Here is an 18,945-nt window from a genome sequence, read left to right on the forward strand (position 1 = left end):
TCAGCGCGTTCCGGCGGTGGTCACGATCTCGGCCAGAAGGCCCGGCGCGCCGAAGCCGCCTGATTTCGTGACGATATCCACCGGCCCCCACGCGGTGTCGATGCGGCACAGGGGCAGGCCGGGCCGCAGCTCGGCGATGATTTGTAAACTGGTTACCGACAGCCGGTCCAGTGCTGCCTGCGCGCTTTCGCCGCCGCAGATCACCAGGGCGGCGGGTCGCGCGGCCCGGGCCGTGCGTGCGATTGTCTCGGCAAAGCGGCGGGCGGCCTCGGCCCCGGGCAGGGCGCCGCCGCCGTCGGTGATCGTCAGGGCCAGCGGTTGGCCGGGTGTTGGTACGGCGTCGGAGGTTGTGCCATCGGGGGCCTCAATGCGGGTCAGGTTCTCAGGCAGGGCAGCGATCTGCGTCAGGGTCACCGGGTCGCGGGACCCGTTTGCGATCATCACCGGCGCGGCCAGCCCTGTGTCGGGCGGCGCCGTCACGCCCAGCTGCCGCGCCAGGGCAAAGGACAGCCCGCGCGCCCCGATCCAGAGGGGGCTGTCCGGGGCGTCCGTGATGAGCCTGTCCAGCTCGGCATCGCTGCCGATCTCGGGCACTTCGACCGGATCGTCGAAGCGGCTGGCGACGGGAATCGGATCCGCCACGCCGGCGCCGACCAATGCGCCGCCTTCGACGCGGCGGTCCATCTCCGGAATGGCGGGGCAGGCGACCTGCCGGGCGCGCCCGGCCCAGCGGGCCAGCGCGGCGGTTTCGGCGGCCGGGTTGCCCTTCAGTCGGCTGTCCACCTTCTTCATCACCACGTCGAAGTCGTCGGGCGAGAGTGCCTCCAGAGCGTGGGTCACGCGCGCGGCGGCGGCCTTGGCGCTGATCTCCCGGCTGGAGGTATTGACGGCCAGCACGTCGGGCCGGGTCGCCCAGGTCTCCGCCACGTCCTCGGGGCTGCGGGCGACCATGACCCGACGTCCGGGCGCGGCAAAGCCGACAGCGGAATCAAGCGCCCCTGTCAGGTCGTCCGCGATGATCAGTACCTTGGCGCGCATCAGGCCACCCTCCCGCATGTTGTAAACTGATATAATCAATCTGGCCCTCTCATTTCCATCATTTTCATAATGGTTTGCCTGAAAAATTGCGGCTGAAGGCGGTAATCATTGATACCTATTTACCCATAGGTTAAAGAGAGCCGAGATCGCTGCCGACGGAGGAGTAGGATGAGCGAAAAGATCGTGATCACCATGGGGGACCCCTCGGGCGTCGGCGCAGAGGTCACCCTGCGGGCGCTGGCTGATCGGGATGCCGCCCTGCGCGCCGAAACCCATGTCATCGGCGACCGAGACACGATGGAGCGGGCGGCGAAGGTGCTGGGTATCGACCTGCCGATCCTGGCGCCCGATGCCTCCGGAGACGGCATTCGCGTGGATCATGTTCCCGTGGAAGGGCTGCCGGGGGAATTCGGCGTGCTGTCGCCTGCCTGCGGCGAGGCCTCCTTCCGCTATATCGAACGGGCCGTGCAGCGCGCTCTGGGCGGCGAGGCGGCCTGTATCGTCACCGCACCGATCAACAAGGAGGCGCTGAATGCCGCCGGGCACCATTACGACGGGCACACGGGGATGCTGGCGCATCTGACCGGCTCGGCCTCGTCCTGGATGCTGCTGTCGTCGGAGCGCCTGAGCGTCGTGCATGTCTCGACCCATGTGGCGCTGCGCGATGCGATCACCCGCGCCACCACCGCGCGGGTGCTGGAGACCATCCGTACCGGGCATAGGCACCTGATCCGCATGGGCAATCCCGCGCCGCGCATCGCCGTGGCGGGCATCAATCCCCATTGCGGCGAAAACGGTCTTTTCGGCACCGAGGATGACGATCAGGTCGCCCCCGCCGTCGCCGCGGCCCAGGCCGAAGGCATCGACGTGCAGGGCCCGATTTCCGCCGATACCGTCTATCACCGTGCCTACCAGGGTGCCTTCGACCTGGTGATCGCCCAGTACCACGACCAGGGCCATATCCCGATCAAGCTGGTGGCCTTCGACACCGCCGTGAACGTCTCTCTCGGCCTGCCCATCGACCGTTGCTCGGTCGACCATGGCACGGCCTTCGACATCGCCGGCACCGGCCGCGCGAACCATGCCAACATGCTCTGTGCGCTGGACTATGCCGCCCGCATGGCCGCTGCGAAAAAGGAGGCCGCCGCATGAGTGACAAGGAAGCCTTCGTCGCGCTCGTCACCTGTTTCCATGACGACGAGACGATCAACTATGGCGCCACTCGCGCCCAGGTGCGGCGCCAGGTGGCCGCCGGCAACAACATCATGTGCGCGGGCACCAACGGTGATTTCTCCGCCCTGACCTTCGACGAAAAGGTGCGCCTGTGCGGTGAGGTGGTGGATGAGGTCGGCGGCAAAGCAAAGGTCATCGTCAACGCTGGCATGCCCGCCACCTATGAGACCATCCTTCTGGCGAAGGAATTCGACCGGATCGGCGTCGACGGCATCGCCGTCATCACGCCCTTCTTCATCGCCTGCACCCAGGACGGGCTGATCCGGCACTTCACCACCGTCGCAGATGCGGTGCAAACGCCCGTCTACCTCTATGACATCCCGGCGCGCACCCAGAACCATATCGAGCCCGCCACGGCGCGAACCCTTGCCGCCCATGGCAATATCGCGGGTATCAAGGATTCCGGCGGGGCTCAGGACACGCTGGAGGCCTATCTGGCCGTGGGCCGCGCCGTGCCCGGGTTCGACGTCTATTCCGGCCCCGACCACCTGGTGCACTGGGCGCTGACCAACGGCGCGAAGGGCTGCATTTCCGGCCTCGGGAACGTCATGCCCGAGGTGCTGGCGCGGATCGTCTCCTGCGTCAACGCGGGCGACGAGGCGGGCGCGGCCGAGGCGCAGAAGACCTTCGGCGATTTCCGCGTGGCGCTGTACAAGCTGGGCTATCCGCCCGCGCTGGTGAAGCGCGCGCTGTACCTGCGCGATCCATCGGTCGGCGCCTCGCGTCAGCCCGCGCTGCTGCCCGACCCGGAAACGGATCGCGCCATCGAAGAGGTGCTGGTGGCCTTCGACCTGTAAGCACCATCCCCGCCACAGCAAAACGCCCCGGTGCCTGCGCGCCGGGGCGTTTTTGGTCTCTCGCGGTGGCGATCAGCCCTCCAGCGTGTCGGCGCAGACGTATTTCAGCTCGGTAAAGGCCTCCATCCCGTGGCGGGAGCCTTCGCGGCCCAGCCCCGATTGCTTCACCCCGCCGAAGGGGATCGGCGCGCCGGTAATCGAGGTGCGGTTCACGGCCACCATCCCGGCCTGAAGGCCGCGCGTCAGGCGGGAAATGCGCCCCGGATCGCGGGTGTGCAGGTAGGCCACCAGCCCGTAGTCGCTGTCATTGGCGCGCGCCAGCGCCTCGACCTCGGTATCGAAGGGCAGGATGGCGGCGACGGGGCCGAAGGTTTCCTCGCTCAGGATCTGTGCGCCCTCGGGCACGTCGACCAGCACCGTGGGTTGGTAGAACAGCGGCCCCTGCGGATCGCGCGCGCCGCCGGTCAGCAGGCGGGCGCCGCGCGCCAGGGCGTCGGCCACCTGTTCTTCCTGCTTGGCCACGGCGCCTTCGTTGATCAGCGGGCCGATGTCCGGGTCCTCGTGGCCGGGGCCGGTGGTCAGCCGCGCGGTGGCTTCGGCGAATCGGGCGCAGAAGGCGTCGTAGATCGGACGTTCCACGTAGATGCGGTTGGCGGCCAGGCAGTCCTGCCCGGAGGTGGCGAATTTCGCGTCCACCATTTTCGGGATCACCTGGTCAAGATCGGTGTCGGCAAAGACCAGCGCGGGCGCATGGCCGCCCAGTTCCATCACCAGACGTTTCACCGTGTCGGCAGAGCGGCGGTAAAGGAGCTTGCCCACCCGGGTCGAGCCGGTGAAGGAGATGGCGCGCACGCGGGCGTCCTCCAGCCAGGGCTCGGTCACCTCTTCGGGCTGGCCGGTGACGACGTTGAAGACCCCGGCGGGCAGGCCCGCGCGTTCCGCCAGCTCGGCCAGGGCCAGGGCGGAGTAGGGGGTTTCGTGGCTGGGGTGCGCGACAACGGTGCAGCCGGCGGCCAGGGCAGCGGCGGCCTTGCGGGTCAGCATGGCGGAGGGGAAGTTCCACGGCGTGATAAGGGCGGCGACGCCCAGCGGTTCGCGAGTGACCTTCATCTCGGTGCCCGGCAGATGCGGCGTGACGCCTTCCACGTCGGGGCGGCGGGCGGCCTCGGCGTAGTATTCGACGAAACCGGCCCCATAGCGGATCTCGCCGCGCGCCTCGGACAGGGGTTTGCCCTGTTCCATGACCATGATCAGGGCCAGGTCCTCGGCGTTCTCGGTGATCAGGTCGTACCAGCGGCGCAGGATCGTGGCGCGTTCCTGCGGCAACAGGGCGGCCCAGGCGGGGAAGGCGCGGTCGGCGGCATCCACCGCTGCGGCGCTTTCGGCAGCCGAGAGGGCGGCCACTTCGCCCAGACGGGCGCCGGTGGCCGGATCGCTGACCGCGAAGCTGGCGCCGCGGTCCCCGGACAGCCAGCGCCCATCGATGTAGGAAAAACCGCGCATCAGCCGCGGGTCGGCCAGGCGCGATTGCAGCGGGGCGAAATAGGGGGCGTGGCGGGTGTCGGGCATGGGAACCTCCGGGGATGTCTGTCCCCATCAGGCTACGCCCTTCGCGCCAGAGGAACTCTCTGAACGCCTGCGCCGGCGGAGACGAACTCTCCCTTTGCGCGCGCTGCGCCAGAGGTTTCCTCTAGGCCGGGTCGGGATCGGGCAGGCGCGCGACGTGGCTTTTCACCTGCTTGGTCACCACGTAGGTATAGTAGCGCGCCAGGCCGATGCCTGCCTCCAGCAGCCCGTCCATGAACCGCTGGTAGGCGTCGATGTCCCTTACCGCCACCAGCATCAGGTAATCGAAGCCGCCGCCAAGGGCCCAGCAGGCGGCGATTTCCTCGCGCCCCTCGGCCAGCTTCTCAAAAGCGGCGAAATCGGCGGCCTTGTGGCGTTCCAGCTCGACGGTGACGAAGACCTCGACCCCGGGCACCAGCATCTTCATGTCGATGTCGGCATGGTAGCCGCGAATGACGCCCGCCTCTTCCAGCCGCCGCAGCCGTTCCCAGGTGGGGGTGGGGGACAGGTTCACCCGCTGCGCCAGGTCGGATTTGGAGATCCGCCCCTCGCGCGCCAAGACGCGCAGAATGGCGATGTCCCTCTGATCGAGTTTCACGCAAGGACTCCTTGGGCGGTGGCGGTGGTTGCCTGCACCCTAGGGCTTTCGCGCGGCCGGGTCCACGGGCGCCGCCCGGGGGGCTCACTCTGCCGATTCCATCGACTGTTCCGCCGCGCCCATGGCCTTGTGCAGGTGCTTCTTCGCGCCCTTCCGGCCTGTCGCCACGCGTGCTAGCCCTGTCGCATCCCAGAGCAGAGCAGCCCGGAGCCGCCATGAAACCCCTCTCCCCCGACAGCATTTCCGCCCCCTTCGGCAACTATTCCCACGGTATCGCCGCGGGTCCGGTGCTGGTGACCTCCGGCCAGCTGGCTCTTGGCGCTGACGGCGCGATCCCCGAGGACATCACCGAGCAGTCCCGGATGTGTTTCGACGCGGTTCTGGCGATCCTGGCCGAGGATGGGCTGGACGCCTCCGACGTGCTGCGTTTCTCGGCCTTCGTGACCAGACGCGAGGACATGAAGCCCTACATGGCCGTGCGCGACGAGGTCTGCGCCGGCCTGGCCGTCAAACCCGCCTCCACCCTGATGATCGTCTCGGGCTTCACCCGGCCGGAGTTCCTGGTGGAGGTCGAGGCCCTCGCCCTGCGCCGGGGCTGAGCCCACGTGCAAACGGCCGCGCCCCGGGGGGCACGGCCGTTGCCGTTTCATGTCGCTCTGCTCACTCGGCCGGGCAGGTGTTGATCGGCGCGGCCTTCACGATGGGGAAACAGCTTTCCCATTCCTCGGTGCGAGCGGGCCAGGGGGTCAGCACCTCGGGGCTTTCGGCCAGTTGAAGCACGCCCAGGGCCTGCAGGTCCTTCACCCGGCCATCCAGGTATTCCTTGATGACGCTGATCTTGCCATCCGCCACATGGGCCACCCAGACGTCGTTCACCACCTGGCGCGAGCCGCGCTGGAAGGTGCGGAACTGCAGCTCGGCGGCGATGCGGCCGGTTTCGGTGTCGACGAAGAAGGCATCGGCGGGCAGGTAGATGCTGGTGTCCTTGGCCATGTCGCAGAAGGCCGCCAGGTCTTCCAGCATCGTGTCGCGCCCGGTGTAGGAGGTCGTGGGGTAGGAGAAGGCCACGTCCTCGGTCACCGTGGCTTCCATCAGCTCGGCGTTGCAGGCCGCCCAGGAGGAGGCAAGGTCGAGGATCAGCCCCTCCATCTCGGCGCGATCGGGGTCTTCGGACAGGGTGCCGGCATAGGTCACGCCGGGGCGCACCTCGGTGACCTCGGCCAGGGCGGGCAGGGCGGCGAAGGCGGCGAAGGTGGTGAAGGCGGCAAGGGCGGCGCCGGTCGCGAGGGACGTCAGCTTGGTCATGGTCTTTCCTCTCTGTTTTCACTTCCGTCGATTATCGAGCGACGGTTCGTAATACGACTATCGGAGGGCAGCTTTCCCGCCCGCGCAACGGGGAAGAGGGGATTTCGCGGCGCAGGCCCCTGCGCGCCGACCTAGCTGCCAGCTTCGCAGGCAGTCGCCGCGATATTGGCCAGAAGGCAGCCGGTGGTGACCGGGCCCACCCCATCGGGCACATGTGTGACCGTCACATCGCGATCCGCCAGCGCGGCCAGGTCCACATCGCCGATCACCCCGTGGGCGCCGCGATTGATCGACACGTCCAGCACCACCGTCCCATCGGCCAGGTGATCCGGCCCGATCAGCCCGGCGCGCCCGGCGGCGGTGATGACGATCTCCGCGCCCCGGGTGTGGGCTGCCAGATCGCGGGTGTCCGCGTGGGTCAGGGTCACCGTGGCGCCCGCGTCCAGCAGAAGCTGTGCCAGGGGCCGGCCGACGATACGCGAGGCGCCCACCAGGACGACCTCCCGGCCGGTCAGTGGCCCGGCGATGTCTTCGGCGATCAGACGGCAAGCCCGCGCGGTGGCCGGTGCCCGGGCCGGGGCGCCAAGGGCCAGAAGGCCGGCGTTTTCCGGGTGCAGCCCGTCGATGTCCTTGGCAGCCCCCAGGGTGAGGGCCGCCTGCAGCGGATCCACGCCGGCGGGCAGGGGATAGAGGGTCGCCACGGCGTCCAGGGTGGCATCCGCGGCGAGGGTGGCCAGCCGGGGCAATACTTCGGCGGCCTGCGGATAGCTCTCCGTCTCTAGGTCGATCCCCGCCGCGACCGCGCTGTCGGCCAGGCGTGCGCCATAGGCCGCCATGCCCGCGTTGCTGCCGTCCAGCAGCACCCGGCAGCGCGGCGCCCGGCCCAGCTCCGCCACCCGGGCCTGCGTCTCCGCGTTCAGCCTTGCCGCCAGCGCCGTGCCGTTGAAGATCCGCATCCCGCCCACCTCAGAAGGTCGAGCTGACATGGGCGGCGCAGCTTTTCAGCCGCGTGATGCTGTCGGCGCGCTGCTGCGCATCCAGCTGGCCCTGTTCGAAGATGATCGACACGGCGCCGATCACCGAATTCAGGCCGGGATCGAAGACCGGCACGGCCAGCGAGCCCACGTCCGCCACATATTCGCTGTCGGTCTGGGCAAAACCCTGGGCGCGCACCTCGTGCAGGGCGTCGAGGAAGCGGGCGCGGTCGGTCTGGGTGCGGTCGGTGAAGGCGGCGAAATCCATGCCGTCCAGGATCTCGTCGCGCCGTGCCTCGTCGAGGAAGGCCAGGATCGCCCGCCCGGCGGCCGTGGGCGCCAGCGGTACCCGCGTCCCGATCGCCACGCGGTTCAGGGTGAACTGCGACGGCAGGAAGGTATGGGCCACGTAGACCGCATCGGTGTCGTCCAGCATGGCGAAGCTGACCGACTGGCCGATCTCCTCCGCCGCCAGGCGCAGGATCGGCTGGATGATCTGGGCGATGCCGCGCCCCTCGATGAACCCCTGGCTGAGGCGCAGGACATGGGGCGTCACCTCGTACCGGCCGCGGTCGCTGGTCAGGTAGCCCAGCTGTTCCAGCGTGCGCACCAGCCGCCGGGTGACCGCGCGGTTCAGCCCGACCTTCTCCGCGATCTCCGAGATGGTGATCGAGCGATCCCGCGCGTCGAAGGCCAGCAGCACGTTCAGCCCCTTGGCGAAGGTCAGGGAGATTTCCTTGTCGTTTTCGTTCAGCATCGGGGTCCTTCGCAGGGCAGGCGTGGTCGGATCGGGCCGTATGCGGCCCTTGCGTCCGAGAGGGGCGGCAGGGCGCCACCGTCCGCGATAGCGGTTTTTCCTGTTCGATAATAGAGCGAACTTCCCGGCGGCGCCCAAAAACAGGGCGTGTGCAAGTGCTGGTTCAGGGCAAAGGCAACTGTCATACACATCAATTGAGGCGCCGATTTTACCGTGGAAGGCCTTGTTTATAGGCGTATAGCGCGACGCAGGCCAAGGCGCGCGCGCCCAGGTGCTGATATTTTGCGCCTTGACCCACTGAGGGTATGCCGTAACGTATTCCGATCAAATGCTCGAATAACGAACAATTCAGGCCGGACGACAGAAAAGACAGCGCTGCCCATGCCCTTCACCGACTGGACCTCTCTCAAGACCACGGATTTCGCCGGGATCGACACCGCCCGCGCGGTGGCGTTGCTGCCGGTGGGGGCGTCGGAACAGCACGGGCCGCACCTGCCGCTGTCGACCGACAGCGTGCTGGGCGAGGGGGTGGCCCGCGCCGCCGGGCCTCGCGTCGAGACCGCGGATGTCTACCTGCTGCCCACGATCACCTATGCCAAGTCGGACGAACATCTGTCCTATCCGGGCACGCTGACCCTCTCCGCCGAAACCCTGATGGCGACGCTGGTGGAGATCGGTCGTTCCGTCGCGCGCGCCGGGGTGAAGCGGCTGGTGCTGCTCAACGCCCATGGCGGCAACGTGCCGGTGCTGCAGATCGTGGCGCGGCGGTTGCGGATCGAGGAAGGCATGATCTGCGTCACCGCCGGCTGGGTCACGATGGGCTATCCGCAGGGCCTCGTCACGCCGCAGGAGGCCGTGCAGGGCATCCACGGCGGCTTTGTCGAAACGGCGGCTATGCTGCACCTGGCGCCGGATCTGGTGGATATGTCGAAGGCCGATAACTTCGTGCCCGCCTCCGCCCGGGTGGCGGAAGAGAACGAGGTGTTGCGCACGTTGGGCCCGGTCGGCATGGGCTGGGTGTCGCAGGACCTGCATCCGTCCGGGGTGGCCGGCAATGCCGCCGCCGCCACGCCGGAAGCGGGCCGGGCGCTGATCGACCATGCCGCCACGCGCTATGCAAAACTTCTCGACGAGGTCGCGGCACATCCCTTGCCCGATCCGGTGATCCCCGCCGGATCCGCGGGGCCCGCCGCATGAGCCTGCCCGCGATTCCCACCCGTGGCGCCTACCTGATGCGCAACGCCCTGGTGCCGGTCGGCCTGTGCCGGGGGCTGGAGGTTTCCGCCGCGACACAGGGTCTGGCCCGCGCCGATATCCTGGTGCGCGACGGGCGCTTCCATTGCCCGGATCCCCAGGCCGATCGGGCCCCGGCCCTGACGGTGGTCGATCTGGACGGGCGCCTGCTGTTGCCGCGTTTCGTCGACATGCACACCCATATCGACAAGGCCTATACGGTGAGCCGCACCGGCTTTTCCTCCGATGGGCTGAGCTCCGCCGTGGCGCTTTGGGCCGCGGGGCAGGAGGGGCGTACGCTCGACGATGACATCGCCCGGATGGAGCGGTCATTGGCCACCGCAGAGGCCCAGGGCACCCGCGCCCTGCGCACCCATCTGGACACCCGCGGCGCCCCCGCCGACACCCCCTCCTGGCAGGCCTACGCCGAGGTCGCGGGGCGCTGGCGGCATCGCCTGCACCTGCAGGCCGTCGCGCTGACGGCGCTGTTCCGGGTGGAGGAACCCGATTTCGCCGCTCGCTGTGCGGCCCTGGCCGAGATGGGCGCCACCCTGGGCGCCTTCGTCGAGGCAGACGCCACGCCGGCGCTGATCGACCGGCTGTTCGGCCTGGCGACGGATCACGGGTTGGACCTCGACCTGCACGTCGACGAGACCCTGGACCCGGAGGCGAGGGGGCTGGAGCTGCTGGCCGAAACGGCGATCCGGCGCGGCTTCTCGGGGCGGATGGTGGCCGGCCATTGCTGCGCCCTGGCCCAGATGCCGCAGGCGCGGCGCGATGCGGTGATCGCCAGGGTAGCCGAGGCCGGGATCGAGGTGGTCTCGCTGCCCGCCACCAACGGTTTCCTTCAGGATCGCGCCCCGGGCCGCACCGGCCTGCTGCGCGGCCTGGCGCCGGTGCAGGAACTGGCCGCCGCCGGCGTGCCGGTCGCCTTCGCCTCCGACAACGTGCGCGATGCCTTCTACCCCTTTGGCGCCTACGACATGATCGAGGCGCTGCGCCTGGGGATATTCATGGGGCAGCTGGAGGCGGAGCCGGCCCACTGGCTGGCCGCCGTCACCGCGACGCCCGCCCGCGCCATGGGCCTGCCCGACACCGGGCGCCTGGTGGCCGGTGGCCCGGCCGAGGCGGTGCTGTTCGACGCCCGCGACTGGGCCGATCTCCTCAGCGGTACGGCATTGCCGCGCCTCGTGCTGCACGACGGTGCGCCGCTGGCCGCCGGCGCAAGCCGCACCGAACCCCAATGGGAAACTGCATGATGACCACCGACACCCCCGAGCTTGCCGCCAACCTCTCTGCCCTTCGCGATGCCCTGGCCGATTTCGACATCGACGAGAACCCCCGCTCGGTGCAGCAGAAAAGCCGCGACTTCTACTGGTACAGCCCGATTCTGAAGGACATGCTGAAGGATGTCTGCGCCGACCTGGTCATCGCGCCCCGCAGCGAGGCCGAGGTGATCGAGATCCTGCGCCTCTGCCACGCCCACGACGTGCCCGTCACCGTGCGCGGCGCCGGCACCGGCAATTACGGCCAGGCCATGCCACTGGCCGGCGGGGTCCTGCTGCACATGCGCCACATGACCGAGATCCTGACGCTGGAACCGGGCCGCCTGGTCGCCCAGCCCGGCGCCATCATGAAGACGATGGAGGCCGCCGCGCGGGACAAGGGGCTGGAGCTGCGGCTGTTCCCCTCCACCACCGCCACCGCCACCATCGCGGGCTTCATCGCCGGCGGCTCGTCGGGCATCGGTGCGATCCGCTGGGGCGGGCTGCGTACGCCGGGCAACATCCTGCGCCTGCGCCTGGTCACCATGGAGGCCGAGCCGCGCATCGTCGAGTTGACCGGCGAGGACATCTTCAAGGCGGCGCATGCCTATGGCGTCAATGGCGTCATCACCGAGGTCGAGGTGCCCGTGGACCCGGCTGAGGATTGGGTCGAGGCGCTGATCGGCACCCGCGATTTCGCCGCCGCCACGCGCCTCAGCTTCGCCATCGGCAGGGCCGAGGGCATCGTGAAACGCATGGTCTCCACCTTCGAGCCGGAGATCCCCGAGCGCTTTTTCAACCGCTACACCGAGTTCACGGTGAAGGGCGAGGCGGCCGTCGCGGTCATCGTCACCCGCGACAGCCTGGAGGCGCTGGAGGCTCTGGTCGCCGCCGATCCGGAGACAACGATGCGCTTCCGCTCGGACCGGGACCTGGGCGAGCGTCGCCTGGTCTCGCTCTATGAATACGCCTGGAACCACACCACCCTGCGCGCCCGCAAGGTGGACCCGTCGATCACCTACCTGCAGATGATGCTGCCGCAGGATGACATCTACGGCGTGATGGAGCGCCTGAAGACCGATTTCGGCGACGAGATCGTGCTGCACCACGAATTCACGCAGTTCTCCGGCAAGGTGGCCGCCGTCACCCTGCCGCTGCTGCGCTATTCCAGCGACGCGCGCATCGAAGAGGTGATCGCGCTGCTGGAAGCCGACTACGGGATCACCGTCTTCAACCCGCATCGTGTCACCCTCGAAGAGGGCGGCATGAAGAAGACCGATCCCGCCCAGCTTGAGTTCAAGCGCCAGACCGACCCGAAGGGGCTGCTCAACCCGGGCAAGATGATTGCCTGGACCGATCCGGACTGGGTGCCGGAGCCGGGGCGCGCCTTCCTGTTCAACCACTAGCTCCGGGGCGCGCCACCCGCGGCGCGACGCCCCGCCCGGATGAAAGAGACACGAAAGACGCCGCATCATGAAAGTGCACGTGATCTACGCCCACCCCCAGGAGACCTCGCTGGCCTCGACCCTGCATCAGACCGTGGTGCAGGGGCTGACCGAGGCCGGGCATGAGGTGGATGACCTCGACCTCTATGCCGACAACTTCGACCCGGTCCTGTCGCGCGAGGACCGGGAGGACTATCACGACATCACCATCAACCGCCGCAAGGTGGCGGATTACGTCGACCGACTGATGTCCTGCGACGGGCTGGTGCTGTGCCACCCGGTGTGGAACTTCGGCTGGCCGGCGATCCTGAAGGGCTACTTCGACCGGGTCTTCCTGCCCGATGTGTCTTTCAAGCTGACCGATGGCCAGCTGGGCCCGGGCCTGGGCAACATCAAGAAGCTGGCGACGGTCACCACCTACGGATCCAAGCGCTATCGTGCCATGTTCCTGGGCGATCCGCCGCGCAAGAACGCCACCCGCTTCCTGCGGGTGGTCTGCAACCCGCGCGTCAAGGTGCAGTACCACGCGCTCTATGACATGAACAACGTGACGCAGGCGCAGACCAGCGCCTTCATCGGCAAGGTGCATGACGCCATGCGCAAATTCTAAGACCCCCGCAAGGAGCCAGACTTGAGCGCAGATTCCACATCCACCACGGCACCGGAAGGGCAGGCGGCCGCAGACGGGGCGTCCCTTCCCGGGGGCAACGCCATCGTCTTCGACCATGTCTCGATGACCTTTCCCGACGGCACCGAGGGGCTCAGTGACGTAAACCTTGCCATCGCCCCGGGCGAGTTCGTCTCGATCGTCGGCCCCTCGGGCTGCGGCAAGTCCACCCTGCTGAAGGTCGCCTCGGGCCTGGTCACCCATACGGGTGGCAAGGTCTGGGTCGACCGCGACCAGCTGGGCTACACCTTCCAGGACGCCACCCTGCTGCCCTGGCGCAAGGTGCAGGACAACGTCGAGCTGCTGATGGAGCTGCGCGATTTCCCCGCCGAGGAACGCCGCCGCATCGCCGCCGAGAAGATCGAGCTGGTCGGCCTGACGGGGTTCGAGAACCACTATCCGCAGCGCCTGTCGGGCGGCATGAAGATGCGGGTCTCGCTGGCCCGTTCGCTGGCGCTGAACCCGGCCGTCTTCATGTTCGACGAACCCTTCGGCGCGCTGGACGAGATCACCCGCGAACGCCTGAACGACGAGGTGATCGACCTCTTCGTGCGCGAAGGCTTCACCGGGATCTTCGTCACCCACTCGATCCCCGAGGCGGTCTACATGTCCTCGAAGGTCGTGGTGATGTCGCGCCGCCCGGGCCGTATCCAGGACATCTTCGAGGTGCCCTTCGCCTATCCCCGTGCGCCCGAGATGCGCTACCAGGCGGATTTCTCGGAACTCTGCGGAGAGATCTCCCTCTCCCTGCGCAAGGCCATCGAGGGATGAACGACATGAGCGACACGCAGATCCCCGCGGACACCGGCAAGCATCGCCGGGCCAATATCGAAAGCCACGAGGCCACCCCCGTCGCGCCGCCGCCCAGCGTGACGCGCCGACTGGTGACGAACCTGGTGCCGCCGATCCTCGCCGGCATCCTGGTGATCCTGGCCTATGCCTGGGTGCGCTCGGGCCTGCCGCCGCACCGGCAGTTCCTCATGCCCTCGGGCACCGGGATCTGGGAGCTGGCCTTCGGCATCCCCGATTTCGTGCTGGAGCTGCTGCGCCGCTCCGTCACCACCATGGCGATTGCCGTCACGGGGCTGGGCCTCTCGATCTCCTTCGGCTGTGTCATGGGCATCGTGATGTTCCGTTTCCTTTTCCTGGAAAAGGCCATCTTCCCCTACCTCGTGGTGCTGCAATCGGTGCCGGTCCTGGCCATCGTGCCGCTGATCCAGTCCGCGCTCGGCTTCGGCTTCATGCCCAAGGTGCTGATCGTGGCGCTGTTCACCTTCTTCGCCGTGCCCACGACGCTGCTGCTGGGCCTGAAATCGGTCGACCGCAACATCCTCAACCTGTTCAAGCTGCAGAATGCCAGCTGGTGGGTCACCCTGCGCAAGGCCTGCCTGCCCTTCGCGGGCCCCACGCTTTTCGCCGGTTTCTCGATTTCCGGCTCGCTCGCCGTCATCGCCGCCATCACCTCCGAGCTGTTCTTCCTCTCGGGCGAGGGCGGTCTCGGCCAGCTCCTGATGAATGCAAAAATCGACTTCAAGTACGAGCAGATGTACGCGGCGCTCATCATGGCCTCGGTCCTGTCGATCGCCGTCTACCTCTTCTTCAAATGGCTGGGTAACCGGCTCTTCTCCCATTGGCACGAAGCCTCGGGCAAACAACAATAAAGCAACCGGGCCGCGGCCCAACGCGGTCCTTCCCTCTCCCCCAACCAACAGGGTGACACATGAAACATACGGTCAAATCCGTTTCTCTCGCGGCGCTGCTGGCGGCCTCGGCTTCCGGCGCGGCCATGGCCGGCGACTTCGCGGCGGCGAACTACACCACCGATCTGTCGGGCGTCTGCCCCGACCCGCTGATCGTGCAGCTGGACTGGCTGCCGCAGGCGGAACAGGGCGGCATATGGCAGATGATCGGCGAGGGCGGCGAGATGACGCCGGGCTCCTACCAGGGTCCGCTCGGCTCCACCGGCATCGACCTGCAGATCCTGTCGGGCGGCGGCGGCATCGGCCTGGGCGACGGCGAAACCGCCTATTCCGCGCTCTTCATGGGCAACTCCAAGGCCGGCGTCATGCCGCACCTGGGCTACCAGGAGCTCGACAGTTCCTTCATCTTCTCCAAGCGGTTCCCGACCGTCGGTGTCTTCGCGCCCCTCGACGTGGCGCCGACCGTGCTGTTCTGGGACGCGGCCACCTATCCCGGCGGCTTCTCCTCCATCGAGGATCTGGCGGCGCTGGCCGACACCGACGACGCCAAGATCTACGTCTCGACCGTGGGCCGGACCTTCGGCAAGTACCTGGTCGACTCGGGCGTGCCCAAGGAGGTCTTCGTCGAGGGCTACAAGGGCGACGGCGAGAACTTCGTCACCAACAACGGCCAGTGGCTGAACCAGGGCTTCGTCACCTCCGAGGTCTACAAGTTCGAGAATGGTCTGAACTGGGAAAAACCCATCGACTTCCTGAAGATCGACGACCTGGGCTATCGCAACTACACCGGCATCGTCTCGGTCGCGACATCGCGCCTGGAAGAGCTGTCGCCCTGCCTGACCGGCGTTGTGCCGATCATGCAGCAGGCCGCCGTCGACTATGCCACCGACCCGGCGGAGACCAACGCCACCATCGTCGCCTTCAACGATGCGGAGATGGCGACCTCCTGGTGGAAGACCGCGCCGGACCTGATGGAATACGCCGCGGAAACCATGGTCGCCGAAGGCGTCATCGGCAACGGTTCTGACGACACCGTCGGCAACTTCGACATGGAGCGCGTGGCCGAGATGCTGGAGATCGTCACCCCCAGCCTCGACGAACGCTCCGAGGCCGATGTGACCCCCGAGATGGTCGTCACCAACCAGTTCATCGACCCCTCGATCGGGCTGGAGTGATGAGTGTCCTGCGCAGCGCCACCCTGCTCGACGGCGATGCCCTGGCAGAGGGGCTGCGCAGGCAGATGACAGCCCGGGCGGCGCAGCTGCGCCGCCACGGGATCACGCCCTGCATGGCGACGGTGTTGGTGGGCGAGAATGTCGCCAGCGCCTCCTACATCGGGCGCAAGCATGCCGATTGCGCCGAGATCGGCATCGAGGCCCGCGACATCCGCCTGCCCGCCGACACCGCCATGCCCGCGCTGCTGGATCAGGTGGCGGCGCTGAACGCGGAGGCGGCGGTGCACGGGCTGATGGTGCAGCTGCCGCTGCCCGGCGCGCTGGACGACGACACGGCGCTGGCGGCGGTATCGCCCGCCAAGGACATCGACGGGCTGCACCCGGAAAACCTCGGGCGGCTACTGGCCGGTGCGCCGGACCTGCTGACAACGGGCCTCCTGCCCTGCACCCCCCATGCCATCCTGCAACTGCTGCGCCACCACGCAGTGCCGCTTTCGGGCGCCCGCGTGGCGGTGATCGGGCGGGGGCCTCTGGTGGGCCGCCCGCTGGCCATGCTGCTGTCGCTGAAAGGCATCGACGCCGAGGTCACGCTGCTGCATAGCGCCTCGCGCGATCTGGCCGAGGTGACCCGCCGCGCTGACGTGGTCATTGCCGCGGCTGGCCAGCCGGGCCTGGTCACGGCCCAGATGATCCGCCCCGGCGCGGCCGTGGTGGGCGTGGGCATCACCTATGGCGCCGACGGTCGCATGGTGTCCGACATCGCCGCCGACGTGGCCCGGGTCGCGGGCTGGGTCACACCGCCGCACGGATCTGTCGGCGCCCTGACCCGCGCGGCCCTTCTGCAGAACCTGCTCATGATCGCAGAGCGCGACCTCGCCTGAGGCCTGACGCCCGACATCGAAGGCCTGTCGGTGCTGCAGCCAGATCTGGTGATCGCCCCCGACCGCTCCGCGTCGGCCTATGACGGCGCCGCCCAGGTCGCGCCGATCATTGACCTGACCATGATCCCACGCTGCTGTTTTGCCCCCGGTCATCAAGAGGCTGAATGCGGTCGACTTGAACTGGTTTCGCGGACGGCGGAAAGAGATGCGCTCGCACCCGCTCCGATCGCGCTGCCAGAGGACCTTCCTGCGCTCTACCGGGGATCTGGTCGGGACGCTCACAGATGACGCCGTCGCGGGCCCCGCAGCTGATGAGCTGCATATGCTGATCGATACGGTCGTTGTCACCTGGGATGCTGAGGAGCGTATTCACTGGCTGGAGGTGCAGGGCAAGCTGCTGGAGTGACTCAGTGTCACGGACATCAAAAAAGCCACTACCCTCTCAGGTGCGGCTTGTTCGATAGAATTGGTTGCGGGGGTAGGATTTGAACCTACGACCTTCAGGTTATGAGCCTGACGAGCTACCGGGCTGCTCCACCCCGCGCCAATCTCCGTTGGGGCGTCGCCCCGTCGGTGAAGCACGATCTATCGTCTCGGCCGGGGAGGTGCAAGGGGCTGTGAGAGGATTTTTGACAAAAACGTAAAACGGTGGGGGCAGACCGCTGTCGCGCAGGGGATTTTCAGGAATATACACATGAAAACAAGGTGGTGCCGGGCGCTGACTCGCGGGGCCGCACGCCTTTTGTCGCGATTCGGGATCTCCCCTGCTGCCTGCGGTTGCCCGCGCCCTGCCGTCGTCATCGGAACAGCGCGACTCGCCCCAGTCTTACCTTGATGCGTTGACCCGCAGGAAAGGGCTGGATCGCGCCCCGGCCTCTCTCCTATGCTGCCGGACGGAGAGGAGACCGGGGATGCAGATCGTGGAGGAGCGACGGGAGGCGGGCGAGGGCACGCTGACGGATCATCTGCGCGCCGCGCGGGTGCTGGTCGTCGACGACGAACCGGGTATGCGCAATTTCCTGGTCAAGGTGCTGACCCCCTATTGCCGGGAGGTGGCCGAGGCCGCCGATGCGGCCCAGGCCGGCGCCTGCCTGGCGGAGCGGCATTTCGACATCATGATTCTCGACAACATGATGCCCGGCCAGACCGGCATCGACTGGCTGGCCGAACAGCGCGAACGCGGCGGGTTCACCGACACGATCATGGTCACCGCCTATGCCGATCTGGAAACGGCGATCGAGGCGATGCGCGCGGGCGCCTCGGATTTCGTGCTGAAACCCTTCCGGTCCAACCAGCTGCTGAATGCCGTGCGGCGCTGCATGCAGATGGCGGCCCTGCGGCGGGAAAACACCCTGCTGCGCCGCGAGCTGGAGAACACCGACCTGGGGCGTCGGCGGCGGCATGAGCTGGTTGGCACCTCCCGCGCGCTGGAGGAGGTGCGTGCCTCCCTCGACCGGCTGAAGGATATCGACACGCCGGTGCTGATCACCGGCGCCTCGGGCACCGGCAAGGAGGTGGCGGCGCGGCACCTGCATCACATCTCCGCCCGCGCCAGCCGGCCCTTCGTGCCGATCTCCTGCGGGGCGATTCCGGCCGAGATGATCGAGATGGAACTCTTCGGCCATGCCCCCGGCGCCTTTCCCGGCGCCGGAGAGGGGCGCGAGGGGCTTCTGGCCTCCGCGCAGGGGGGCACGGTGTTCCTGGATGAGGTCGCCGGGCTGGGGCCCGCGGCGCAGACCGCGCTGCTGCGGGTGCTGGAGGACGGGATGATCCGCCCCGTGGGCACGGAACGCGACACGCAACTGGACCTGCGGTTCGTGCTGGCCACCTCGAAGGACCTGGCCCGCGAGGTGGCCGAGGGACGTTTCCGCGAGGATCTGCTGTTCCGAATCAACGTGCTGGAGCTGCGCATGCCGCCCCTGTCGCGGCGCGAAACCGACGTGATCGAGCTGGCGGAGCTGTTCCTGGAGGAACTGGGCGCACGCCTGCGCCTGGCGCCGCTGACCATCGACAGCGCCACCCGTGCCGCCATGCTTCGACACGACTGGCCCGGCAACATCCGCGAGCTGCGCAACTTCATCGAACGCTCGCTGATCTTCGGGCGCTTCCCGCTGGAAACCCTGGCGCCCGCGCGCGGCGAGGAGATCGCGCCGCTGGACGAGGTGGAGCGGCGACAGATCCTGACCGCGCTGGAGGCCGTGGGCGGCAACCGGACCGAGGCGGCCCGGCGCCTGGGCGTCTCGCGCAAGACCATCGACCGCAAATGCGCGGCCTGGGGCCTCTGAACCGTGGTCGTGGGGATCCGCCGTTC

At 68.0% G+C, this 18,945-nt stretch carries 19 protein-coding genes and 1 tRNA gene; 13 read left to right on the forward strand and 7 right to left on the reverse strand.

Annotation, left to right across the window (positions count from 1 at the left end):
• Entirely contained in the window at positions 1-1,077 is a 1,077-nt protein-coding gene (locus CVM50_RS11005) for a four-carbon acid sugar kinase family protein (protein WP_157792172.1), read from the reverse strand.
• A gap of 129 nt (positions 1,078-1,206) precedes the next feature.
• On the opposite strand from CVM50_RS11005, the gene pdxA reads away from it, so the two are divergent.
• Positions 1,207-2,190 carry a 4-hydroxythreonine-4-phosphate dehydrogenase PdxA gene (gene pdxA, locus CVM50_RS11010; protein ID WP_085889313.1) on the forward strand — a complete coding sequence of 328 codons (984 nt, stop codon included), beginning with the start codon at positions 1,207-1,209 and terminating at the stop codon, positions 2,188-2,190.
• Positions 2,187-3,068 carry a dihydrodipicolinate synthase family protein gene (locus tag CVM50_RS11015; RefSeq protein ID WP_085889314.1) on the forward strand — a complete coding sequence of 294 codons (882 nt, stop codon included), beginning with the start codon at positions 2,187-2,189 and terminating at the stop codon, positions 3,066-3,068. Before pdxA ends, CVM50_RS11015 begins: the two co-directional genes overlap by 4 nt.
• Before the next feature lie 72 nt (positions 3,069-3,140).
• Here CVM50_RS11015 and CVM50_RS11020 read toward each other — a convergent pair whose 3' ends face one another.
• Together CVM50_RS11020 and CVM50_RS11025 are read right to left on the reverse strand one after the other, a co-directional pair.
• Positions 3,141-4,637, reverse strand: a complete 1,497-nt coding sequence (locus tag CVM50_RS11020; RefSeq protein ID WP_085889315.1) for an NAD-dependent succinate-semialdehyde dehydrogenase — start codon at positions 4,635-4,637, stop codon at positions 3,141-3,143.
• A gap of 121 nt (positions 4,638-4,758) precedes the next feature.
• Positions 4,759-5,232 (reverse strand): Lrp/AsnC family transcriptional regulator, encoded by a 474-nt coding sequence (locus CVM50_RS11025; protein ID WP_085889316.1) that lies wholly within the window; start codon positions 5,230-5,232, stop codon positions 4,759-4,761.
• A 215-nt stretch (positions 5,233-5,447) separates the two neighbouring features.
• On the opposite strand from CVM50_RS11025, the gene CVM50_RS11030 reads away from it, so the two are divergent.
• Positions 5,448-5,831: a RidA family protein gene (locus tag CVM50_RS11030; RefSeq protein ID WP_085889317.1), complete on the forward strand. Its 384-nt coding sequence runs from the start codon at positions 5,448-5,450 to the stop codon at positions 5,829-5,831.
• Positions 5,832-5,892: 61 nt separating this feature from the next.
• Here the strand turns inward: CVM50_RS11030 and CVM50_RS11035 are convergent, their stop codons facing one another.
• The 3 genes from CVM50_RS11035 to CVM50_RS11045 form a co-directional block, all read right to left on the reverse strand.
• Positions 5,893-6,537: a nuclear transport factor 2 family protein gene (locus CVM50_RS11035; protein ID WP_085889318.1), complete on the reverse strand. Its 645-nt coding sequence runs from the start codon at positions 6,535-6,537 to the stop codon at positions 5,893-5,895.
• Positions 6,538-6,668: 131 nt separating this feature from the next.
• Positions 6,669-7,493 (reverse strand): bifunctional 5,10-methylenetetrahydrofolate dehydrogenase/5,10-methenyltetrahydrofolate cyclohydrolase, encoded by an 825-nt coding sequence (locus tag CVM50_RS11040; RefSeq protein WP_159457065.1) that lies wholly within the window; start codon positions 7,491-7,493, stop codon positions 6,669-6,671.
• A gap of 10 nt (positions 7,494-7,503) precedes the next feature.
• A complete protein-coding gene (locus CVM50_RS11045) occupies positions 7,504-8,268 on the reverse strand; it encodes an IclR family transcriptional regulator (protein WP_085889320.1) in 765 nt (254 codons plus the stop codon).
• 381 nt (positions 8,269-8,649) lie between these two features.
• On the opposite strand from CVM50_RS11045, the gene CVM50_RS11050 reads away from it, so the two are divergent.
• From CVM50_RS11050 to CVM50_RS11090, 9 genes are all read left to right on the forward strand, one after another.
• Complete coding sequence (locus CVM50_RS11050) at positions 8,650-9,465, forward strand: creatininase family protein (RefSeq protein WP_085889321.1); 816 nt, start codon at positions 8,650-8,652, stop codon at positions 9,463-9,465.
• Positions 9,462-10,760 carry an amidohydrolase family protein gene (locus tag CVM50_RS11055; protein ID WP_085889322.1) on the forward strand — a complete coding sequence of 433 codons (1,299 nt, stop codon included), beginning with the start codon at positions 9,462-9,464 and terminating at the stop codon, positions 10,758-10,760. The genes CVM50_RS11050 and CVM50_RS11055 overlap by 4 nt, the downstream gene beginning before the upstream one ends.
• A complete protein-coding gene (locus tag CVM50_RS11060; RefSeq protein WP_100148491.1) occupies positions 10,760-12,172 on the forward strand; it encodes an FAD-binding oxidoreductase in 1,413 nt (470 codons plus the stop codon). Before CVM50_RS11055 ends, CVM50_RS11060 begins: the two co-directional genes overlap by 1 nt.
• A 67-nt stretch (positions 12,173-12,239) precedes the next feature.
• On the forward strand, positions 12,240-12,821 hold the full coding sequence (locus CVM50_RS11065) for an NAD(P)H-dependent oxidoreductase (RefSeq protein WP_085889324.1): 582 nt from the start codon (positions 12,240-12,242) through the stop codon (positions 12,819-12,821).
• Positions 12,822-12,842: 21 nt separating this feature from the next.
• Positions 12,843-13,649, forward strand: a complete 807-nt coding sequence (locus CVM50_RS11070; protein WP_232618224.1) for an ABC transporter ATP-binding protein — start codon at positions 12,843-12,845, stop codon at positions 13,647-13,649.
• Between the two features lie 5 nt (positions 13,650-13,654).
• Entirely contained in the window at positions 13,655-14,539 is an 885-nt protein-coding gene (locus tag CVM50_RS11075; RefSeq protein ID WP_085889499.1) for an ABC transporter permease, read from the forward strand.
• Positions 14,540-14,598: 59 nt separating this feature from the next.
• Entirely contained in the window at positions 14,599-15,753 is a 1,155-nt protein-coding gene (locus CVM50_RS11080; RefSeq protein WP_085889325.1) for a hypothetical protein, read from the forward strand.
• Positions 15,753-16,634 carry a bifunctional 5,10-methylenetetrahydrofolate dehydrogenase/5,10-methenyltetrahydrofolate cyclohydrolase gene (locus CVM50_RS11085; protein WP_085889326.1) on the forward strand — a complete coding sequence of 294 codons (882 nt, stop codon included), beginning with the start codon at positions 15,753-15,755 and terminating at the stop codon, positions 16,632-16,634. Before CVM50_RS11080 ends, CVM50_RS11085 begins: the two co-directional genes overlap by 1 nt.
• A 205-nt stretch (positions 16,635-16,839) precedes the next feature.
• On the forward strand, positions 16,840-17,040 hold the full coding sequence (locus tag CVM50_RS11090; protein WP_085889327.1) for a hypothetical protein: 201 nt from the start codon (positions 16,840-16,842) through the stop codon (positions 17,038-17,040).
• Between the two features lie 61 nt (positions 17,041-17,101).
• On the opposite strand, the gene CVM50_RS11095 is transcribed toward CVM50_RS11090, so the two are convergent.
• Positions 17,102-17,178 (reverse strand) — tRNA-Met (locus CVM50_RS11095).
• 367 nt (positions 17,179-17,545) lie between these two features.
• Between CVM50_RS11095 and CVM50_RS11100 the strand changes: the two genes are divergently transcribed.
• A complete protein-coding gene (locus CVM50_RS11100) occupies positions 17,546-18,919 on the forward strand; it encodes a sigma-54-dependent transcriptional regulator (protein WP_085889328.1) in 1,374 nt (457 codons plus the stop codon).
• Positions 18,920-18,945 lie beyond the last annotated feature (26 nt).

Source organism: Pseudooceanicola marinus, assembly GCF_002786295.1.
In the GTDB taxonomy this organism is placed as follows: domain Bacteria; phylum Pseudomonadota; class Alphaproteobacteria; order Rhodobacterales; family Rhodobacteraceae; genus Pseudooceanicola; species Pseudooceanicola marinus.

Bases quoted from the DNA above. Each gene is read 5' to 3' on its own strand.
- pdxA (WP_085889313.1), top strand. From the start codon at position 1,207: ATGAGCGAAAAGATCGTGATCACCATGGGGGACCCCTCGGGCGTCGGC.
- CVM50_RS11015 (WP_085889314.1), top strand. From the start codon at position 2,187: ATGAGTGACAAGGAAGCCTTCGTCGCGCTCGTCACCTGTTTCCATGAC.
- CVM50_RS11020 (WP_085889315.1), bottom strand. From the start codon at position 4,637: ATGCCCGACACCCGCCACGCCCCCTATTTCGCCCCGCTGCAATCGCGC.
- CVM50_RS11030 (WP_085889317.1), top strand. From the start codon at position 5,448: ATGAAACCCCTCTCCCCCGACAGCATTTCCGCCCCCTTCGGCAACTAT.
- CVM50_RS11035 (WP_085889318.1), bottom strand. From the start codon at position 6,537: ATGACCAAGCTGACGTCCCTCGCGACCGGCGCCGCCCTTGCCGCCTTC.
- CVM50_RS11040 (WP_159457065.1), bottom strand. From the start codon at position 7,493: ATGCGGATCTTCAACGGCACGGCGCTGGCGGCAAGGCTGAACGCGGAG.
- CVM50_RS11045 (WP_085889320.1), bottom strand. From the start codon at position 8,268: ATGCTGAACGAAAACGACAAGGAAATCTCCCTGACCTTCGCCAAGGGG.
- CVM50_RS11050 (WP_085889321.1), top strand. From the start codon at position 8,650: ATGCCCTTCACCGACTGGACCTCTCTCAAGACCACGGATTTCGCCGGG.
- CVM50_RS11055 (WP_085889322.1), top strand. From the start codon at position 9,462: ATGAGCCTGCCCGCGATTCCCACCCGTGGCGCCTACCTGATGCGCAAC.
- CVM50_RS11060 (WP_100148491.1), top strand. From the start codon at position 10,760: ATGACCACCGACACCCCCGAGCTTGCCGCCAACCTCTCTGCCCTTCGC.
- CVM50_RS11065 (WP_085889324.1), top strand. From the start codon at position 12,240: ATGAAAGTGCACGTGATCTACGCCCACCCCCAGGAGACCTCGCTGGCC.
- CVM50_RS11075 (WP_085889499.1), top strand. From the start codon at position 13,655: ATGAGCGACACGCAGATCCCCGCGGACACCGGCAAGCATCGCCGGGCC.
- CVM50_RS11080 (WP_085889325.1), top strand. From the start codon at position 14,599: ATGAAACATACGGTCAAATCCGTTTCTCTCGCGGCGCTGCTGGCGGCC.
- CVM50_RS11085 (WP_085889326.1), top strand. From the start codon at position 15,753: ATGAGTGTCCTGCGCAGCGCCACCCTGCTCGACGGCGATGCCCTGGCA.
- CVM50_RS11090 (WP_085889327.1), top strand. From the start codon at position 16,840: ATGCGCTCGCACCCGCTCCGATCGCGCTGCCAGAGGACCTTCCTGCGC.
- CVM50_RS11100 (WP_085889328.1), top strand. From the start codon at position 17,546: ATGCAGATCGTGGAGGAGCGACGGGAGGCGGGCGAGGGCACGCTGACG.